The organism is Ruegeria sp. AD11(2025) (assembly GCF_056542405.1).
The window spans coordinates 311,136-326,426 of sequence record NZ_JBQFZU010000001.1; the positions used below are offsets into that span (position 1 = coordinate 311,136).

The 15,291-nt window shown below is 59.0% G+C and carries 16 protein-coding genes and 1 tRNA gene; 12 read left to right on the forward strand and 5 right to left on the reverse strand.

Annotated elements, in window-relative coordinates; all coding sequences use genetic code 11:
• Nucleotides 1–2 precede the first annotated feature (2 nt).
• On the forward strand, nt 3–890 hold the full coding sequence (locus ACR1XY_RS01635; RefSeq protein WP_480589463.1) for a fatty acid desaturase: 888 nt from the start codon (nt 3–5) through the stop codon (nt 888–890).
• Nucleotides 891–1,380: 490 nt separating this feature from the next.
• Here ACR1XY_RS01635 and ACR1XY_RS01640 read toward each other — a convergent pair whose 3' ends face one another.
• The gene (locus ACR1XY_RS01640) at nt 1,381–2,484 is read right to left on the reverse strand and encodes an anhydro-N-acetylmuramic acid kinase (protein ID WP_480589464.1); all 1,104 of its coding nucleotides are present in this window, start codon (nt 2,482–2,484) and stop codon (nt 1,381–1,383) included.
• A gap of 211 nt (nt 2,485–2,695) precedes the next feature.
• Between ACR1XY_RS01640 and ACR1XY_RS01645 the strand changes: the two genes are divergently transcribed.
• Together ACR1XY_RS01645 and tyrS are read left to right on the forward strand one after the other, a co-directional pair.
• Nucleotides 2,696–3,961: an MFS transporter gene (locus ACR1XY_RS01645; protein WP_480589465.1), complete on the forward strand. Its 1,266-nt coding sequence runs from the start codon at nt 2,696–2,698 to the stop codon at nt 3,959–3,961.
• A 92-nt stretch (nt 3,962–4,053) separates the two neighbouring features.
• On the forward strand, nt 4,054–5,307 hold the full coding sequence (gene tyrS, locus ACR1XY_RS01650; RefSeq protein ID WP_480589466.1) for a tyrosine--tRNA ligase: 1,254 nt from the start codon (nt 4,054–4,056) through the stop codon (nt 5,305–5,307).
• An 86-nt stretch (nt 5,308–5,393) separates the two neighbouring features.
• Here tyrS and ACR1XY_RS01655 read toward each other — a convergent pair whose 3' ends face one another.
• A complete protein-coding gene (locus ACR1XY_RS01655) occupies nt 5,394–6,236 on the reverse strand; it encodes a hypothetical protein (RefSeq protein ID WP_480589467.1) in 843 nt (280 codons plus the stop codon).
• Between the two features lie 209 nt (nt 6,237–6,445).
• On the opposite strand from ACR1XY_RS01655, the gene ACR1XY_RS01660 reads away from it, so the two are divergent.
• Both ACR1XY_RS01660 and ACR1XY_RS01665 read left to right on the forward strand, forming a co-directional pair.
• The gene (locus ACR1XY_RS01660; RefSeq protein ID WP_480589468.1) at nt 6,446–7,201 is read left to right on the forward strand and encodes an SDR family NAD(P)-dependent oxidoreductase; all 756 of its coding nucleotides are present in this window, start codon (nt 6,446–6,448) and stop codon (nt 7,199–7,201) included.
• A gap of 9 nt (nt 7,202–7,210) precedes the next feature.
• Nucleotides 7,211–7,762 (forward strand): sugar O-acetyltransferase, encoded by a 552-nt coding sequence (locus tag ACR1XY_RS01665; protein WP_480589469.1) that lies wholly within the window; start codon nt 7,211–7,213, stop codon nt 7,760–7,762.
• Here ACR1XY_RS01665 and ACR1XY_RS01670 read toward each other — a convergent pair.
• From ACR1XY_RS01670 to ACR1XY_RS01680, 3 genes are all read right to left on the reverse strand, one after another.
• A complete protein-coding gene (locus ACR1XY_RS01670) occupies nt 7,759–9,567 on the reverse strand; it encodes an ABC-F family ATP-binding cassette domain-containing protein (protein ID WP_480589470.1) in 1,809 nt (602 codons plus the stop codon). The two genes, ACR1XY_RS01665 and ACR1XY_RS01670, sit on opposite strands and share 4 nt — an antisense overlap.
• 41 nt (nt 9,568–9,608) lie before the next feature.
• Nucleotides 9,609–10,343: a GNAT family N-acetyltransferase gene (locus ACR1XY_RS01675; RefSeq protein ID WP_480589471.1), complete on the reverse strand. Its 735-nt coding sequence runs from the start codon at nt 10,341–10,343 to the stop codon at nt 9,609–9,611.
• Nucleotides 10,344–10,440: 97 nt separating this feature from the next.
• Nucleotides 10,441–10,917 (reverse strand): outer membrane protein assembly factor BamE, encoded by a 477-nt coding sequence (locus ACR1XY_RS01680; protein ID WP_480589472.1) that lies wholly within the window; start codon nt 10,915–10,917, stop codon nt 10,441–10,443.
• Between the two features lie 85 nt (nt 10,918–11,002).
• Between ACR1XY_RS01680 and ACR1XY_RS01685 the strand changes: the two genes are divergently transcribed.
• The 7 genes from ACR1XY_RS01685 to ACR1XY_RS01715 all read left to right on the forward strand — a co-directional run bounded on the left by ACR1XY_RS01685 (nt 11,003) and on the right by ACR1XY_RS01715 (nt 15,234).
• Nucleotides 11,003–11,539 (forward strand): YceD family protein, encoded by a 537-nt coding sequence (locus ACR1XY_RS01685; protein ID WP_480589473.1) that lies wholly within the window; start codon nt 11,003–11,005, stop codon nt 11,537–11,539.
• Between the two features lie 206 nt (nt 11,540–11,745).
• The gene (gene rpmF, locus ACR1XY_RS01690) at nt 11,746–11,952 is read left to right on the forward strand and encodes a 50S ribosomal protein L32 (protein ID WP_008756996.1); all 207 of its coding nucleotides are present in this window, start codon (nt 11,746–11,748) and stop codon (nt 11,950–11,952) included.
• Between the two features lie 24 nt (nt 11,953–11,976).
• The gene (plsX, locus tag ACR1XY_RS01695; protein WP_480589474.1) at nt 11,977–13,065 is read left to right on the forward strand and encodes a phosphate acyltransferase PlsX; all 1,089 of its coding nucleotides are present in this window, start codon (nt 11,977–11,979) and stop codon (nt 13,063–13,065) included.
• 21 nt (nt 13,066–13,086) lie between these two features.
• Nucleotides 13,087–14,058 (forward strand): beta-ketoacyl-ACP synthase III, encoded by a 972-nt coding sequence (locus ACR1XY_RS01700; RefSeq protein WP_480589475.1) that lies wholly within the window; start codon nt 13,087–13,089, stop codon nt 14,056–14,058.
• 96 nt (nt 14,059–14,154) lie between these two features.
• Nucleotides 14,155–14,457, forward strand: coding sequence for an integration host factor subunit alpha (ihfA, locus tag ACR1XY_RS01705; protein WP_008755922.1), 303 nt, complete (start codon nt 14,155–14,157; stop codon nt 14,455–14,457).
• Between the two features lie 18 nt (nt 14,458–14,475).
• A complete protein-coding gene (locus ACR1XY_RS01710; protein WP_480589476.1) occupies nt 14,476–15,096 on the forward strand; it encodes a MerR family transcriptional regulator in 621 nt (206 codons plus the stop codon).
• A 61-nt stretch (nt 15,097–15,157) separates the two neighbouring features.
• A tRNA-Pro gene (locus ACR1XY_RS01715) sits at nt 15,158–15,234 on the forward strand.
• The last annotated feature ends 57 nt before the right edge of the window (nt 15,235–15,291 follow it).

Genomic DNA, 15,291 nt, shown 5'->3' on the forward strand with positions numbered 1-15,291 from the left:
GCATGGATCACCGCGAACTCATATCGTCGATCCCGCCCGAGGCGAAAGACAACTTGCAGCGTCGCTCGAACACAGCCGGGCTACGGCATCTTGCGCTTTACATCGCTGTGCTGGCGGCTACGACGACCTGGATCGCGCTCAAGATTCCGTATTGGTCTGTGTTCTTGGTGCCCCAAGGGGTGCTGTTGGTCTTCCTCTTCACTCTCAGCCATGAATGCACCCACAAGACACCGTTTCGCAATGGATGGCTGAACGACATAATCGGGCATCTGGTCTCGATCCCCATTGCCCTGCCTTTCAAATGGTTTCGATATTTCCACCTGGCGCATCACAAATGGACCAACCACCCGGAAAAAGACCCCGAGCTTGCGGGTAAACCGCGGCCAGACAACTGGCCCGAATTGTTGATCTATCTCAGCGGTTGGCCCTATTGGACCGGAATGGCAAAGACTCTGCCGCAAAACGCCTTTGGCCAGATCGATGCGCCTTACCTGCCCGCCTCCCAACACCGTGCTATGCGGATCGAGGCACGGCTATTGTTGGCTCTCTACACCTTCTTAGGTCTCAGCCTGTTCTACACGCCGCTTTTTTTCTGGTTGTGGCTCTGTCCGGTCCTGATCGGGCAACCTTTTCTGCGCCTCTACCTGTTGGCCGAGCACGGGTTATGCCCCCCGGTCGCTAACATGCTGGAAAACTCGCGCACGACCTTCACCAACCGAATCGTCCGATTTCTGGCCTGGAACATGCCGTATCACGCGGAACACCATGCTTTTCCGAATGTGCCTTTCCACCAATTACCGGCCTTGCACGACTGGACACGAGCACACCTGAAATCAACCTCGGATGGGTACCCGAAATTCGCGGGTGAGTATGCAAAGTCTCTCAGATGATTTTTTACCTGGGATGCCTTCCCACAAAGATGGCATCATGAAACGGTCGGGCCCACAGTTACGCACGCAGGTTCCAAGCCGGTCTGGCTTCAGGTGACTTTAACAACGCATGCTCCTGTTCAACATAGTCCTTGCAAGCCCGCCACCTGAAAGAAACATATCCACCTTCGGAAAAGTTGGAATTTATCTTCGCGTTGGTTCGGCACTTTTGCAGTTGCCCGCCCTTAAACGGATGCCGTGGGGAAACCGTACCGTATTGGACGCTGAGGCGGTTGTGCAGGTTTTTTGCCCTGCCGATGTAAACAACCGCATCATTTGCCAATATCCAGTATACCCCCGAGGTTTTCGGTGCGTTGATCTTGAACGAGCAATAGGGCACATCATACTCTACCCCAATGGCATAACCTTTTGGGTTCGAGAAACGGTCCTGCGGTCTGAGGTTCAGGTCTGCGACAACGCTCTGTTCACTGTCGAAATTCATCTCTCAACCTCAAACCGCACTCAACACCCCGCCTCCGACCAGGGCCTTGACCCCCGTCGTACCCGGGCAAGAGGTCGGCAGCCCCCTAGCCACGCGCACGGCCAGATAGGCAAATGCCTGCGCCTCGAGCATGTCGCCGTCCAGACCCACGGCCTCAACCGGTTCAACCGGACACTCGAGCGACACCCGCAGCATTTCCATAAGCACCGGATTGTGGCGTCCGCCGCCGGTCACCAGCACGCGCGAAGGCGGTTTTGGGCAGTGCTCCATCCCCTGCACCACGCCGGCTGCACACATTCCCGTCAGGGTGGCCACGGCATCGGCGTCAGAAAGCTCCTGCACCAGTCCGATCATCTCGGCAAAATCGTTGCGGTCCAGCGACTTTGGCGGCATCCGGGTAAAGAACGGCTCGGCCAGAAACAGCTCCAGCGCCCCGGTTTCAACCGTCCCGCCCCGCGCGACTGCGCCGTCGCGGTCCATCGGCAGGCCAAGCCGGGCCTGCATCAGGTCGTCCACAGGCGCATTTGCGGGGCCAGTATCGAAGGCCAACAGCGCGCCCGGCTTTTCGGGCCCGTCAAAGCTGGGGTCTACATAGGTCAGGTTCCCGACCCCACCGAGGTTCAGAAAACAAAGCGGCTCGGCAGCGCCGATCCACTTGGCACAAGCAAAGTGGAAGAACGGCGCCAGCGGAGCGCCCTCGCCCCCCATCGCCACGTCATCGCTGCGGAAATCCCAGACCACTGGCACGCCCAGCGCTTGCGCCAGACCTTTGCCATCACCCACCTGCAACGTTCCCTGTCCGCTTGGTTCGTGCGCAAGGGTCTGGCCGTGGAAACCGATCAAGTCGACGTCTTCAAACTCCGACAGCGCCTCGGCATGGGCAATGGTCACCAACTCGGCCGCCCGGTCCACCGCCGGGCCGTGCCATTGGCCAAGGGCGGCGCGCAGATCGGCGCGCTCGGCATCGGAATAGGCGCGATAGCCGCTGGGGCCAAAGCCGATGATCCTGTTTCCGTCGGTTTCGACCACTGCCGTGTCCACACCGTCCAGCGAAGTTCCAGACATCGCACCCAGGGCCTTGATCGGCCCGCTTTTCCTGATGGCCCGGTTCACGCTCACCTCTTGTGTTTATTGGCGTCGTCTGCACGACGCGGCGCGCCAAACCTGCACGTTTCAGGCAGTCCAAGGCAAGCCAGAATGCACCTTTCGCGTGTATTTTTGACGCAACCTGCGCGCCTGCAACCACATCGCACCCATCGGGACAGTTGCACGAAGACACGGGCTGAGTAACCATTGAGCCTAACTGTATCTCAAACGGACTGCCATGACGGACACACAGACACCCAAGCAACCCGCCGAGGGGCGCAATTACCAGTTGATCTTTTGGTCCGGATCATTGGCGACGATTGGCGGGCAGTTGGTGAATCCCAATCTGGTACTGCCGTTCCTGTATCTGGCCCTGGGCGCACCAACGTTTTTCGCCGGACTGCTGTTGCCTTTCGTGACCGGGTCGCGGCTGATCGCCGAGATTTTTATGTCTCCATTCATCAATCGGGTGACCCGCGCGAAATTGGCAGTTTACGTGCCCAACATCCTGACCGCTGGGATTCTGGCCATCGTGGCCCTGTTCGCGACCAATCTGCCCAATTTAATGATAGTTCTGCTGTTCCTCACGACCGCTTTGGTCATGGGTTTGTGTCAAGGCATCACCAGTCTGGGCACCAGTCAGATTTACGGCATTTCCGTCCCCAATGAGAAACGCAACCGGATGGTATTCGCGCAGGCTACGATATCGGGCATTTTGGCCATCCTTGTTGTCTGGGTGACCCGGGACCTTCTGGCCTCGGACCTACCGATGCAGCGCCATATCGTCGTTTTGTGGTGTGGGGTCATTGCGATGTTCGCCGCCGGGGTCAGCTTTGCCGGTGTCCGCCTGCTGGAAGAGGAACAGGTCCACGCGCCTGCTCCGAAGGCAAAACCAAAACCGCTGGCCGAGCTAGTGACCGGGTTCAAAACCGGCATGGCCTACGGGTGGTATCGAAAGTTTCTGACGGCCCGGCTGATCTTTGTCTCGGTTGAACTGGCGATGCCCTTTTACACGATCCATGCGGCAACGTTCCATGTAGGGACCAAACACTCGCTGAGTTACTTCGTCATGGCGGCCAGTCTGGGGATGGTGCTCGGCTCGATCATCTGGGGCTGGCTCAGCGGACGGATCTCGGTCAAGCCGGTGATGTGGCTGGGATGCCTGATCTCGGCGGTTTCGGCCATCATGGCACTGGCCTTCACCTTCATGGGCTATGCGCAGAATGTCTGGATCTATGCTCTGGTCATCCTGCTGCTGTCATTGGGCGGGAACGGCGTGATCTATGGACGCTACCTCTACATCATCGAAATGACCTCGGAAAAGGAACGCCCGTATCTGGTTGCCCTCGGAGATGTCAGTGCCGGTCTGGTCGGGATGGTCTTTGCCGCAATCCTTGGTGCAGTGGCACATCTACACGACCCAGTGACGCCGATCATTGCGCTGGCGGTACTGAATCTGATCGCAATGCTATATGCCTTCCGCTTGCCACCAACCAAAAGCTGACACAGGCCCGCGTAATGTTGGAAAAGGTGCCTTTTCCTTACCCAACGCGCCGCCTATACAGTGCCCCGCAACTTCTACCCAAAGGGCACGCTATGACCTACCATCCCAAATCGGATTTCATCGCCACGATGATCGAGCGCGGCTTTCTTGCCGACTGCACCGATTATCAGGGCCTTGACGAAGCGCTGATGAGTGGATGCAAGCCAGCCTATATCGGCTTTGATGCAACGGCCAAGTCGTTGCATGTGGGCAGCCTGATCCAGATCATGATGCTGCGCTGGTTCCAGAAAACCGGCCACCAGCCGATCACCCTGATGGGAGGCGGCACCACCAAGGTGGGCGACCCGTCCTTCCGCGCGGATGAGCGTCCGCTGCTGGGTCCCGAACAGATCGACGAAAACATCGCGGGCATCAAAAAGGTGTTCTCGGCCTATATCGACTATGACAGCGACGCCGAGAACAAGGCGCTGATGCTGAACAATGCCGAATGGCTGGACGGTCTGAACTACCTCGATTTCCTGCGTGATATCGGGAGACATTTCTCGGTCAACCGCATGCTTTCGTTTGAGTCCGTGAAATCGCGGCTGGATCGTGAACAATCGCTGAGCTTTCTCGAGTTCAACTACATGATCCTGCAGGCCTATGACTTCCTTGAGCTGAACCGCCGCTATGGCTGCGTTCTGCAAATGGGTGGCTCGGATCAGTGGGGCAATATCGTCAACGGGATCGACCTGACCCGCCGCGTGTTGGACCACGAAATCTATGGCCTGACCTCGCCCCTGCTGACCACCAGCGACGGCAAGAAGATGGGCAAATCTCAGGACGGTGCGGTGTGGCTGAACGCCGACATGCGCTCGCCCTATGAATTCTGGCAGTTCTGGCGCAACACCACCGATGCGGATGTCGGGCGGTTCCTGAAGCTCTATACCGAAATGCCGGTGGATGAGTGCGACCGTCTGGGCGCCCTGAAAGGGTCCGAAATCAATGAGGCCAAAATCCGCCTTGCCAACGAGGTAACCACTCTCGCCCACGGGACCACAGCCGCCGCGACCGCCGAAGCGACCGCGCGCGAAGTGTTCGAAAAAGGCGGTGTTGGGGGCGATCTTCCCACCCTGACCCTCAGCCCTGCTGAGCTGGGCGACGGCATGTCCATCGTGCAGATTATCGTTAAGTCGGGTCTGGCGAAGTCGGGGAAAGAGGCTAAGCGCCTGATCGCCGAGAATGGTGCCAAGCTGGATGACGCTCCGCTGACTGATGCCGGGCTGATGATCGACGCAGGCGCGCTGTCGTCCCCGATCAAGCTCAGCGCGGGTAAGAAACGGCACGCGCTTGTGCAACTAGGCTAATCCCCGCGGAAACTCACAAAAAATCGGCCACCCAAAACGGGTGGCCGTTTTTATTTTAACCACTTCAGCTTGAAACATCCGCGGGTTTAGCGTTTGCCGCCTTTGCCGCCACCTTTTCCGTCGCCGCCTTTGCCGCCACCGTGGCCACCTTTGCCATCGCCGTTGCTGCCACCGTTGCCGTGACCCCCGCCGCCTTGGCCAGAGCCATTGCCGTGACCGTTGTTGCCCCCACCGTTGCCGGTTCCGGGGCCGGATCCGCCGTTGTTTCCTCCGCCATTGCCAGAGTTTCCGTTGTTTCCGTTCCCGTTGCCGGGACCACCATTGTTGCCGCCGTTTCCGCCACCATTGTTGCCGCCGTTGCCACCACCGTTGTTGCCGCCGTTGCCGCCGCCGTTGTTGCCGCCGTTGCCGCCGCCGTTGTTGCCGCCGTTGCCGCCGCCATTTCCGGGATTGCCACCCCCATCACCGGGACCACCTCCGCCATCGCCAGGGTCACCGCCGCCATCACCGGGATCGCCACCACCGTTACCGGGGTTACCACCCCCACCTCCGCCGCCCGAACCCGAGTCATTTCCGTTGTCAGAGTCGAAGCCCGCAAACTGATCATTGCCCCGCGCCTCACCCCGGTTTTCCGACGCACTGATTGAGCCTGTCGGCTGGTCCGTCAGCAATGCTGCCAAACCCGGGCACTGCGCGGTTGTGTTGCGCAGTGTCACTGGGAAATCCTGCCGCGTTTGCAGACGTTTCAGAAAGCTGGGCGTCACCTGCTGGCAATCGCACATCGCCTGATAGTCCCCGCGATTTGCCGCGTCCCGCGCCGTTTTCCAGTTGCACACCTCGGGTGCTGCTGCGGCGCTGCCTGCCGCCATCATTGTCAGAAACGGTGCTGTCACCAGCACGGGAATTCCAACCTTCAAACTCTTAACCATAACGATTGTCTCCTTGCACGACGCCCTTTGGACGCGTCATTTCGCCTGATATCGATGTGAGACCCGCGCATTAAGCATGGTTAAAGGTCTTCTGAGAAAGGTTTGAGAAATGCCTGATTTCCCGGAAAATTGGCGTCAAAATGATGGACAAAATCTAAACCGTCGGATTAAATGAACATACGTTCATATCCTGAAAGGAAGGATCTTTCATGCAATTGTCGACCACAGCTGCGGTCATCACCGGCGGTGCCTCAGGCCTGGGTGAAGCCACCGCCCGCCATTTCGCGGATCAGGGCGCACAGGTCACCATCCTTGACCGTGACGCAGAACGCGGCACTCAGGTTGCCGCGGAAATCGGTGGGTATTTCGCGGAGACGGACGTTACTGATGAGACCTCAGTCGCGGCGGCGATTGCACAGGCGGCGGATCGGATGGGTCGGATCACGGCTACCGTAAACTGCGCCGGCATTGCCTATGGCATCAAGACGGTCGGTAAAGACGGCCCCCACCCACTGGACGCGTTCCAACGCACCATCGATATCAATCTGGTCGGAACCTTCAACGTCTCGCGCCTGGCAGCGGTCGAGATGGCCAAGAACGACCCCGAACCGGATGGCGCGCGCGGGGTGATCATCAATACCGCCTCGATCGCGGCGTTTGACGGGCAAAAGGGACAGTCGGCCTATGCGGCCTCGAAAGGGGGCGTAGTTGGAATGACCCTGCCTATGGCGCGTGATCTGGCCTCGACCGGAATTCGGGTGATGGCCATCGCGCCGGGCATCTTCATGACCCCTATGCTGGCCGGTCTTCCCGAAGAGGTGCAGCAGCAACTGGCCGCCGATGTCCCCAACCCGGCCCGTTTGGGTGACCCGCGTGAATACGGACGGCTGGCCGGGTTCATCGTCGAAATGGGTTACCTGAACGGAGAGGTCATCCGCATCGACGGTGCCCTGCGGATGCGGTAAGTCTGGTGCATGACCGAACGGGAAAAGATGCAGACCGGGCAGTGGTATTGCTGTCTGGACCCGGAACTGGACGCCCTGCGCGCGCAAGCCCGTCGCGTGGTTCATGCGCATAACACCTGTCCACCGGATAGCCGCGGTGCGATGGCACCGGACTTACGGGCGCTGCTGGCCAGCACCGGGCCGGATTGCTTTTTCGAGGCCCCGTTCCACTGCGCCTATGGGATCAACATTCACCTCGGCGCGCGGGTTTACTTCAATGCCGGTTGCGTGGTTCTGGACACCGCACCTGTGCGCATCGGTGACGACACGATGTTCGGCCCGCACGTCCAGATCTATTGCGCCCAGCACGCTCAAGACCCGGCCGAACGGGCGCAGGGTCTGGAAATTGGGTTGCCTGTGACCATTGGCCGGAATGTGTGGGTTGGCGGAGGTGCTATCCTGATGCCCGGCGTCACCATCGGCGACAACGCGACCATCGGCGCGGGCAGCATCGTAACCAAAGACATCGCTGCCGGAGAAACGGTGGTCGGCAACCCTGCCCGACCGCTGCCCCGAACCTAAGCGCCCTCGGCCTTTTCTTCCAGCGTCAACCACTCTTCCTCTGCCGCCGCCAGTTTTTCCTGCCGCTCGACCAATGCCTCGGTCGCCTTCTGGAACTTGACCGGCTCGCGGGTGAACAGCTCGGGGTCAGACATGAGTTCTTCCAGCTTGCCGATCTCGGCCTCAAGGCGTTCGATCTCGGCGGGCAGCTTGTCCAGCCGGTGCTTCTCCGAGAAGGACAGACCCGATTTCGACGGGTTCTCCTGCTTTATCTTAGACTTAGAGGTCTTTGTTTTTTCTTCCTTCTTCGGAAGAAGGTCGCCCCTCTGCGCGATATAGTCCGACCACCCGCCCGCATAGACCGTGGCGCGGCCATTGCCCTCCATCGCGATGGTAGTAGTGGCGACCCGATCCAGAAAGTCCCGGTCGTGGCTGACCAGCAGGACGGTACCGTCATAATCGTCCAACAGTTCCTGCAGCAGGTCCAGAGTTTCGACATCCAGATCGTTGGTCGGTTCGTCCAGCACCAGCAGGTTCGAGGACTTTGCCATCAGCTTGGCCAGTAATAACCGTGCTTTTTCGCCACCTGACAGAGACTTAACGGCCGCTCTTGCCTGCCGTTCGTCGAACAGAAATTCCTTGAGGTAGCCGACCACGTGTTTGGGTTGCCCTCCGACCATCACCTGATCGGCCTTACCCGACACTCGCATCTCGGGGTCGCCGGTCAGGCTGTCCCACAGGCTCATTTCGGGGTCCAGCTGCGCACGGGTCTGGTCGAAAACCGCGATTTCGAGATTGGTGCCCAGTGTCACCGAGCCTTCATCCGGTTGCTCCTGCCCCAACAACATCTTCAACAGCGTCGTCTTACCCACACCGTTAGGGCCGACAAAGGCTACACGGTCGCCGCGCTGCACCAAAAGATCAAAGTTCCGAACAATCTGCTGCGCGTCAAAAGACTTGGCCAACCCTTTAGCCTCAATCACCTTTCGTCCGGATTTCGGCCCTGCCTCCAGTGTCATCGCCGCTGAACCCTGCCGCTTGATCTGCGCCGCCTTCTCGGCCCGCAACGCCTGCAGTGCCCGCACCCGGCCCTGATTGCGTTTGCGACGGGCGCTGATGCCCTCAACGGCCCATTTGGCCTCGGACTTGATCAGGCGGTTCAGCTTATGGCGCTGCTGGTCTTCTTCTTCCCAGACCTTATCGCGCCACGCCTCAAAGGCGCTGAACCCCTGCTCTTGCCGCCGCACCATGCCCCGGTCGATCCACAGCGTTGCGCGGGTCAAAGCGCGCAGAAACGCGCGGTCGTGCGAGATCAGCACATAGGCTGTCCGCGTTGCACCCAATTCACGTTCCAGCCAAGCGATGGCCTCGATATCCAGATGGTTGGTCGGCTCGTCCAGCAGCATCAAGTCGGACGCCTCGGCCATCAGCTTTGCCAGTGCCGCCCGCCGCCGCTCACCGCCCGAAGCGGTTTCGACCGGACGCGAAGGATCGAACTTTAGTCCTTCGCCGGCGCGTTCAACTTTGTACAGCTCGCCCGGCTCCAACCCGCTCGAGGCGTAGTCGCCCAGCGTGGTAAATCCCTCCATACCGGGGTCCTGCTCCATGTATCCGACGGATTTGCCCGGAGGCACCACGATATCGCCGCGATCAGGCTCAACCAGACCGGCCATCACTTTCATCAATGTGGATTTGCCGGACCCGTTCCGCCCGACCAGCGCCACGCGGTCGCCCGGTTGAACCACCAGATCAAGTTCGGAAAACACCGGATCGCCCCCGAAAGTCAGGGATATGCCGGACATCTGCAACAAAGGAATTCTCACCATGCCTGCCAGCTAAACCGGCAGGGCCGAAGCGTCAACTTGGATTACCTGGCCACTGCCCGCAGCAGACGTTTCCGGGCCGGCGGAATCGCGCCAATCTCGAGCCCGGTGAAGACATGCAGTGTGTTCATGTGGCGATCCACCACCGCATGATCACTGACCCAGCCGCCCATCATCAGATAAGTGCGCAGCAAGGGTGGCATCCGCAGCATTGCCATTTTCTCATCCGGGCGGCGGCGCAAACGGGCGGCAAAGCGAAACACATCCGGTGCCTTGACCCGCGGCAGCCAGCGTTTTGGCGCCAAATGCCTTTGTTTCAGCATGGCAAAGGCATCAAGATAATCCGCTGTTTCCGTCCCTGCAAAAGAGGAACAGCCAAACAGCATCTCGACGTTGTTCTGATCGACATAGGTCGTCATTGCCCCCCATGCGACGCGAAGAATGTCCGGGTCGGTCCAGTCGGGATGAATGCAGAAGCGTCCCATCTCGACCATCCGCCCTGTGAACCCTTGAAGGGCAGAAAGGTCATAAAACTGCGCCGAATAGCTGCGGGTGATCTCGGAGCCGTCTTCCATGGTCAGCATACGAAAACAGCAGACCAACTGCCTGCCTTCTCGCATATCTTCGACCAGGATATGGGCACAGATCGAATCGAATGCGTCCTGATCAGTCTGATCGGATCCGAAAGCCATCGTGCGCAACCGCTGGGCAGCCGTCACATCCTGCGGTGTCTGCGCCAATCGCGCGCGATATCGGCCTTTACCAAGCAATAGTGCCATGGTCGCATCCTCCGCGGTTGCTGACCCGTTACGTCTTGCTGTGTCACTATCACATCATGTGTGACTGCCATGTGACCATAGCAAGGTATGGCATTCGTTACTGCGACGCGCCGGGAATATTGGCTGGGTTGAAGTTGCCGATGTTGCCCAAGAGCTGACGAATAAAGCCCTGACCCTGAATTGTCGATTCGGTAATGCGGCGATCCAGCGGAACAACGATACCGTCCTCAAGCCCGAACCGCTCGATGTTCCGAACGACGCCACGGTCATCAAAGCTGATTGCCACCAGCTCACGCGAGACAACTTCGGGTTTTTTCGGGCCATAGTGACGAACGCGTGACCGGACGTAATAGAACCCGGAATCGCGCACCACTCCGGATGAGCTTGGCGCACCAACGGTTTCGAGAACACTGTCACGGGTGTCGACACCCACTTTGATCTCGGCAAGATCCTCAGGGGGCGGGATATACCCGTGATTCTTGAAGACCGGAGTACATGCACTGGCCGCCGCCAGACAGGCCGCAAAGACAAGCGTTCTGGACGCCGGTTTCAACCTGTTCACAACCTTCAACATTTACACCCTCTTGCCTTGGCCCTTTGCGGGCCCTATTCGCTTACATCAAACCGCAGCCCCGGTTCAACACAGGAAAGGGTCACGAATGAGCAACCAGACATCTCTGCGGGTGGCCGACCTGCCCCAAAACGCAGCCACGCCTTTTGACTTGCGCCCGGACAACAAGGCGTTGGAGGCGATAAGGGACGACTTGGGCTTGCTTGGCCTGCGCAAACTCAGCTTTGTGGGTGACGTAAGGGCACAGGGCAAACGCGACTGGGCGCTGAATGCAAAATTGGGCGCTACAGTAGTTCAGCCCTGCGTGGTGACTCTGGAACCGGTGACCACCCGCATCGACATCCCCGTAACCCGAGTATTCATTGCCGACTGGGTTGATCCCGAAGAGCCCGAGTTCGAAATCCCCGAAAATGACGAGACTGAACAATTGGGCGCTGAGATCGACCCGGCACTTGTGATGATCGAGGCGCTGTCGCTGGCCCTGCCCCAATACCCGCGCAAAGAAGGCGCCGAGCTGGGCCAGGCCGACTTTACCGAGCCGGGAAAACAGGCGATGACCGATGAAGACGTCAAGCCGTTTGCCGGGTTGGCAGGATTGCGCGATGCGTTGAAAAAAGACGAGTGACATAGGTCTGTTTTCCTGTCATAGCAGGCGCTCAGAAAAATCGCTTGAACATACCGAGAATCGCAGTATTTTCGCGCGCTCATCGGAATTTGGGTTGGACAACGTGGGGCTCGTACCCTAAACGCGCGTCAAACCACGAGAAAAACGAAGAATGAAACCCGGCCACAGCGAATCTGTCGGCCCTTAGTTAGACAAAGGTTGAGACCATGGCCGTCCAACAGAACAAAGTTTCCAAGTCGCGTCGCAACAACCGCCGCGCACACGACGCTCTGGTTGCTGCAAACCCGAACGAATGCCCGAACTGCGGCGAGCTGAAGCGCCCGCACCACGTGTGCGCGTCCTGCGGTCACTACGATGATCGTGAAGTCGTCGCACAAGCCGACGAAATCGATCTGGACGAAGACGCGGCCTAAGCCTTTTAAAAGCGAAGGCAAGGCATGACTGAACAGCCCACGCACGCCGGACGGATTACCATCTCGGTTGACGCTATGGGCGGAGATTCGGGGCCCGCAACCGTGGTTGCGGGCATCGCCAAATCGGCAAACATAAACCCCGACATCGCGTTCATCCTGCACGGGCCTGAGCAAAGGCTGCGCAAACTTGTCGCCAAACGGCGTGTCCTGCAGGGGCGCGTCGTTTTTCGTGATTGCCCCGACGTAGTCACGATGGAGGACAAGCCCAGCCAGGTTGTCCGCAACGGCAAGCAGACCTCGATGTGGTCGACGCTGGATTCGGTGCGCAATGGCGAAGCCCATGGCGCCGTCTCCTGCGGCAATACCGGCGCGCTGATGGCATTGTCGATGATGCGGTTGCGTAAATTGCCGGGCGTGAACCGCCCGGCAATTGCGATTCTGTGGCCGTCGCGCAACCCGCAAGGGTTCAACGTGATGCTGGATGTGGGCGCGGATGTGCGGGCCGACGCCAAGGATCTGCTGCAATACGCGCTGATGGGCGCGTCTTATGCCCGTAACGGCATGGCGCTGGAACGTCCGCGCATAGGCCTGCTGAATGTGGGCACAGAAGAACATAAGGGCCGGGCCGAGCTGAAAGAAGCCCACGCAATGATCGCCGAGTTCGCAGAGCAGGCGAATTTCGAATTTGTCGGCTTCGTCGAAGGCAGCGACATTCCAGGTGACAAGGCAGATGTCATTGTAACCGATGGCTTTACCGGCAACGTCGCGATCAAGACCGGCGAAGGCACGGCCAGCCTGATTGGCGACCTGTTACGTCAGGCGTTCAAATACTCTCCCCTATCGCGCTTGGCCTCGGTTCTGGCGATCACATCGCTCAACCGTCTGAAAAAACGTATCGACCCGCGCCGTGTGAATGGCGGGGTATTCCTTGGCCTCAACGGAATCGTGGTCAAGTCGCATGGTGGCGCCGATGCCACCGGAGTCTCAGCGGCAGTCAAACTGGCCTTTACCCTCGCCCAGTCTGGCTTCGCCGAAAAATTGGCGGCACGGGTTGCATCAACAGCCGAGCTTGCACAAGATGCCGCCCACACGCCGCCAAAGGCCGGCGAATAACAAAAAAGGCAGTACCCAAGCATGGCAGGCCGTTCAGTTGTCGTAGGTGTCGGACATTATTTGCCAGAGCGCGTCGTTCCGAATTCCGAGTTTGAAAAGACGCTCGATACAACGGATGAGTGGATCAAGACCCGCTCGGGGATCGAACGCCGCCATTTTGCAGCCGATGATGAATCCACTTCGGATCTGGCCACCAAAGCCGCCGAGGCCGCGCTAGCCGATGCGGGTCTGACTGCGGAAGACATCGACGCGATCATTGTGGCAACCTCGACTGCCGATCTGACATTCCCGTCTGCTGCAACCATGGTTCAGGCGCGTCTGGGCATGACCAAGGGCTTTGCCTTTGACGTTCAGGCCGTCTGCGCTGGTTTCGTCTTTGCACTCAGCAACGCCAACGCTCTGATCCTGTCCGGTCAGGCCAAACGGGTTCTGGTCATCGGGGCCGAGACTTTCTCGCGAATCATGGATTGGACCGACCGATCGACCTGCGTGCTGTTCGGAGATGGTGCCGGTGCGCTGGTTCTTGAGCTGCAAGAAGGCACGGGCACATCCGATGATCGCGGTGTTTTGGCCACCGACCTGAACTCGGATGGCCGGTACAAGGACCTGCTGTATGTGGACGGCGGCGTGTCGACTCAGTCGACCGGCCATTTGCGGATGCAGGGCAATCAGGTTTTCCGCCATGCCGTTGAAAAACTGACAAAAACTGCGGAAACCGCCCTGGAGACCGCGGGCCTTGCCAATTCGGATGTCGACTGGATCGTGCCGCATCAGGCCAATATCCGCATCATACAGGGCACTGCCAAGAAAATGGGCCTGCCGATGGAAAACGTGGTCGTCACCGTACAGGACCACGGCAACACCTCAGCCGCGTCGATTCCTCTGGCGCTGTCGGTGGGCAAACAGCGTGGCCAGATCAAGCAAGGCGATCTGATCGTAACCGAGGCCATTGGCGGCGGTCTGGCCTGGGGTGCGGTTGTCCTGCGCTGGTAACCGGCGCAAAACGGCTTACACACAGGCCTGCAATTCATTGATATTGACAGTGAAATTGCCTCCGCCATATTCTTTGGTATCAACAGGGGAAATGGTATGGGCGATAAAACACTGACCAGAATGGATCTGAGCGAGGCCGTCTTTCGCGAAGTTGGCCTGTCACGCAACGAGAGCGCGCAACTGGTCGAAAGCGTTCTGAACCACATGTCCGATGCGCTGGTGCGTGGCGAACAGGTAAAGATTTCATCCTTTGGCACTTTCAGCGTTCGGGACAAGACCGCTCGGATCGGCCGTAACCCCAAAACCGGCGAAGAGGTTCCGATTCAGCCCCGCCGGGTTCTGACTTTCCGCCCGTCGCACCTGATGAAGGATCGCGTCGCGGCAGGGAACCGCAAATAAGATCAGGACGGCAAGGTTATGAGCAAGTCCCCCGACGCGTTTCGCACGATCAGTGAAGTTGCGGATTGGCTGGGCGTTCAGGCTCATGTCCTGCGATTCTGGGAAAGTCGTTTCAATCAGGTCAAACCGGTGAAACGCGCCGGGGGTCGACGCTATTACCGGCCCAACGACATGCGCCTTCTGGGTGGCATCAAAAAACTGCTGCACGAGGATGGTATCACCATCAAGGGCGTTCAACGAATCCTGCGCGAACAGGGCGTGGCATATGTTGCGGCGCTTTCGCAGGGGCTGGACGAGGTGGCCGAGCCAGAAGCCCCGAAAAACGACAGCGTTGTCGTACCCTTCAACTCAAACTCTGCGCCGACCAGCGAACAGATCAATCTGGATTTGGGCGACTCATCTCCCGAACCTACGTCCCCGCAAACAGCAGAGACCCCGCCGCCCAGTCCTCCAGCACCGAAACAAACCACCCCGATGGCCGCGCCTGAATATCTGGATGAAAGCCCCCTGCTGGGAGGAATCGCAACGCAGGCGTGGAATCGAACCGAATTCGACGACCAGTTGCTGAAACAGATTGCACCGGTGGCTAAAGATCTGCGCGCCGTTCTGAACCGCATTGAAAACCGATCGGCGGGATAAGAAAAAAGGCGATGATTTCCTCTTGCCCCCGCCGGGAAAGTCTTTATGAACACCTCAACGTCGGGCTATGGCGCAGCCTGGTAGCGCGTCCGTCTGGGGGACGGAAGGTCGCAGGTTCGAGTCCTGCTAGCCCGACCAAATCACACCGACGTTTATGGCAGACAGGCCAGATCCCGCTCTGGCATCAGGGGGGAT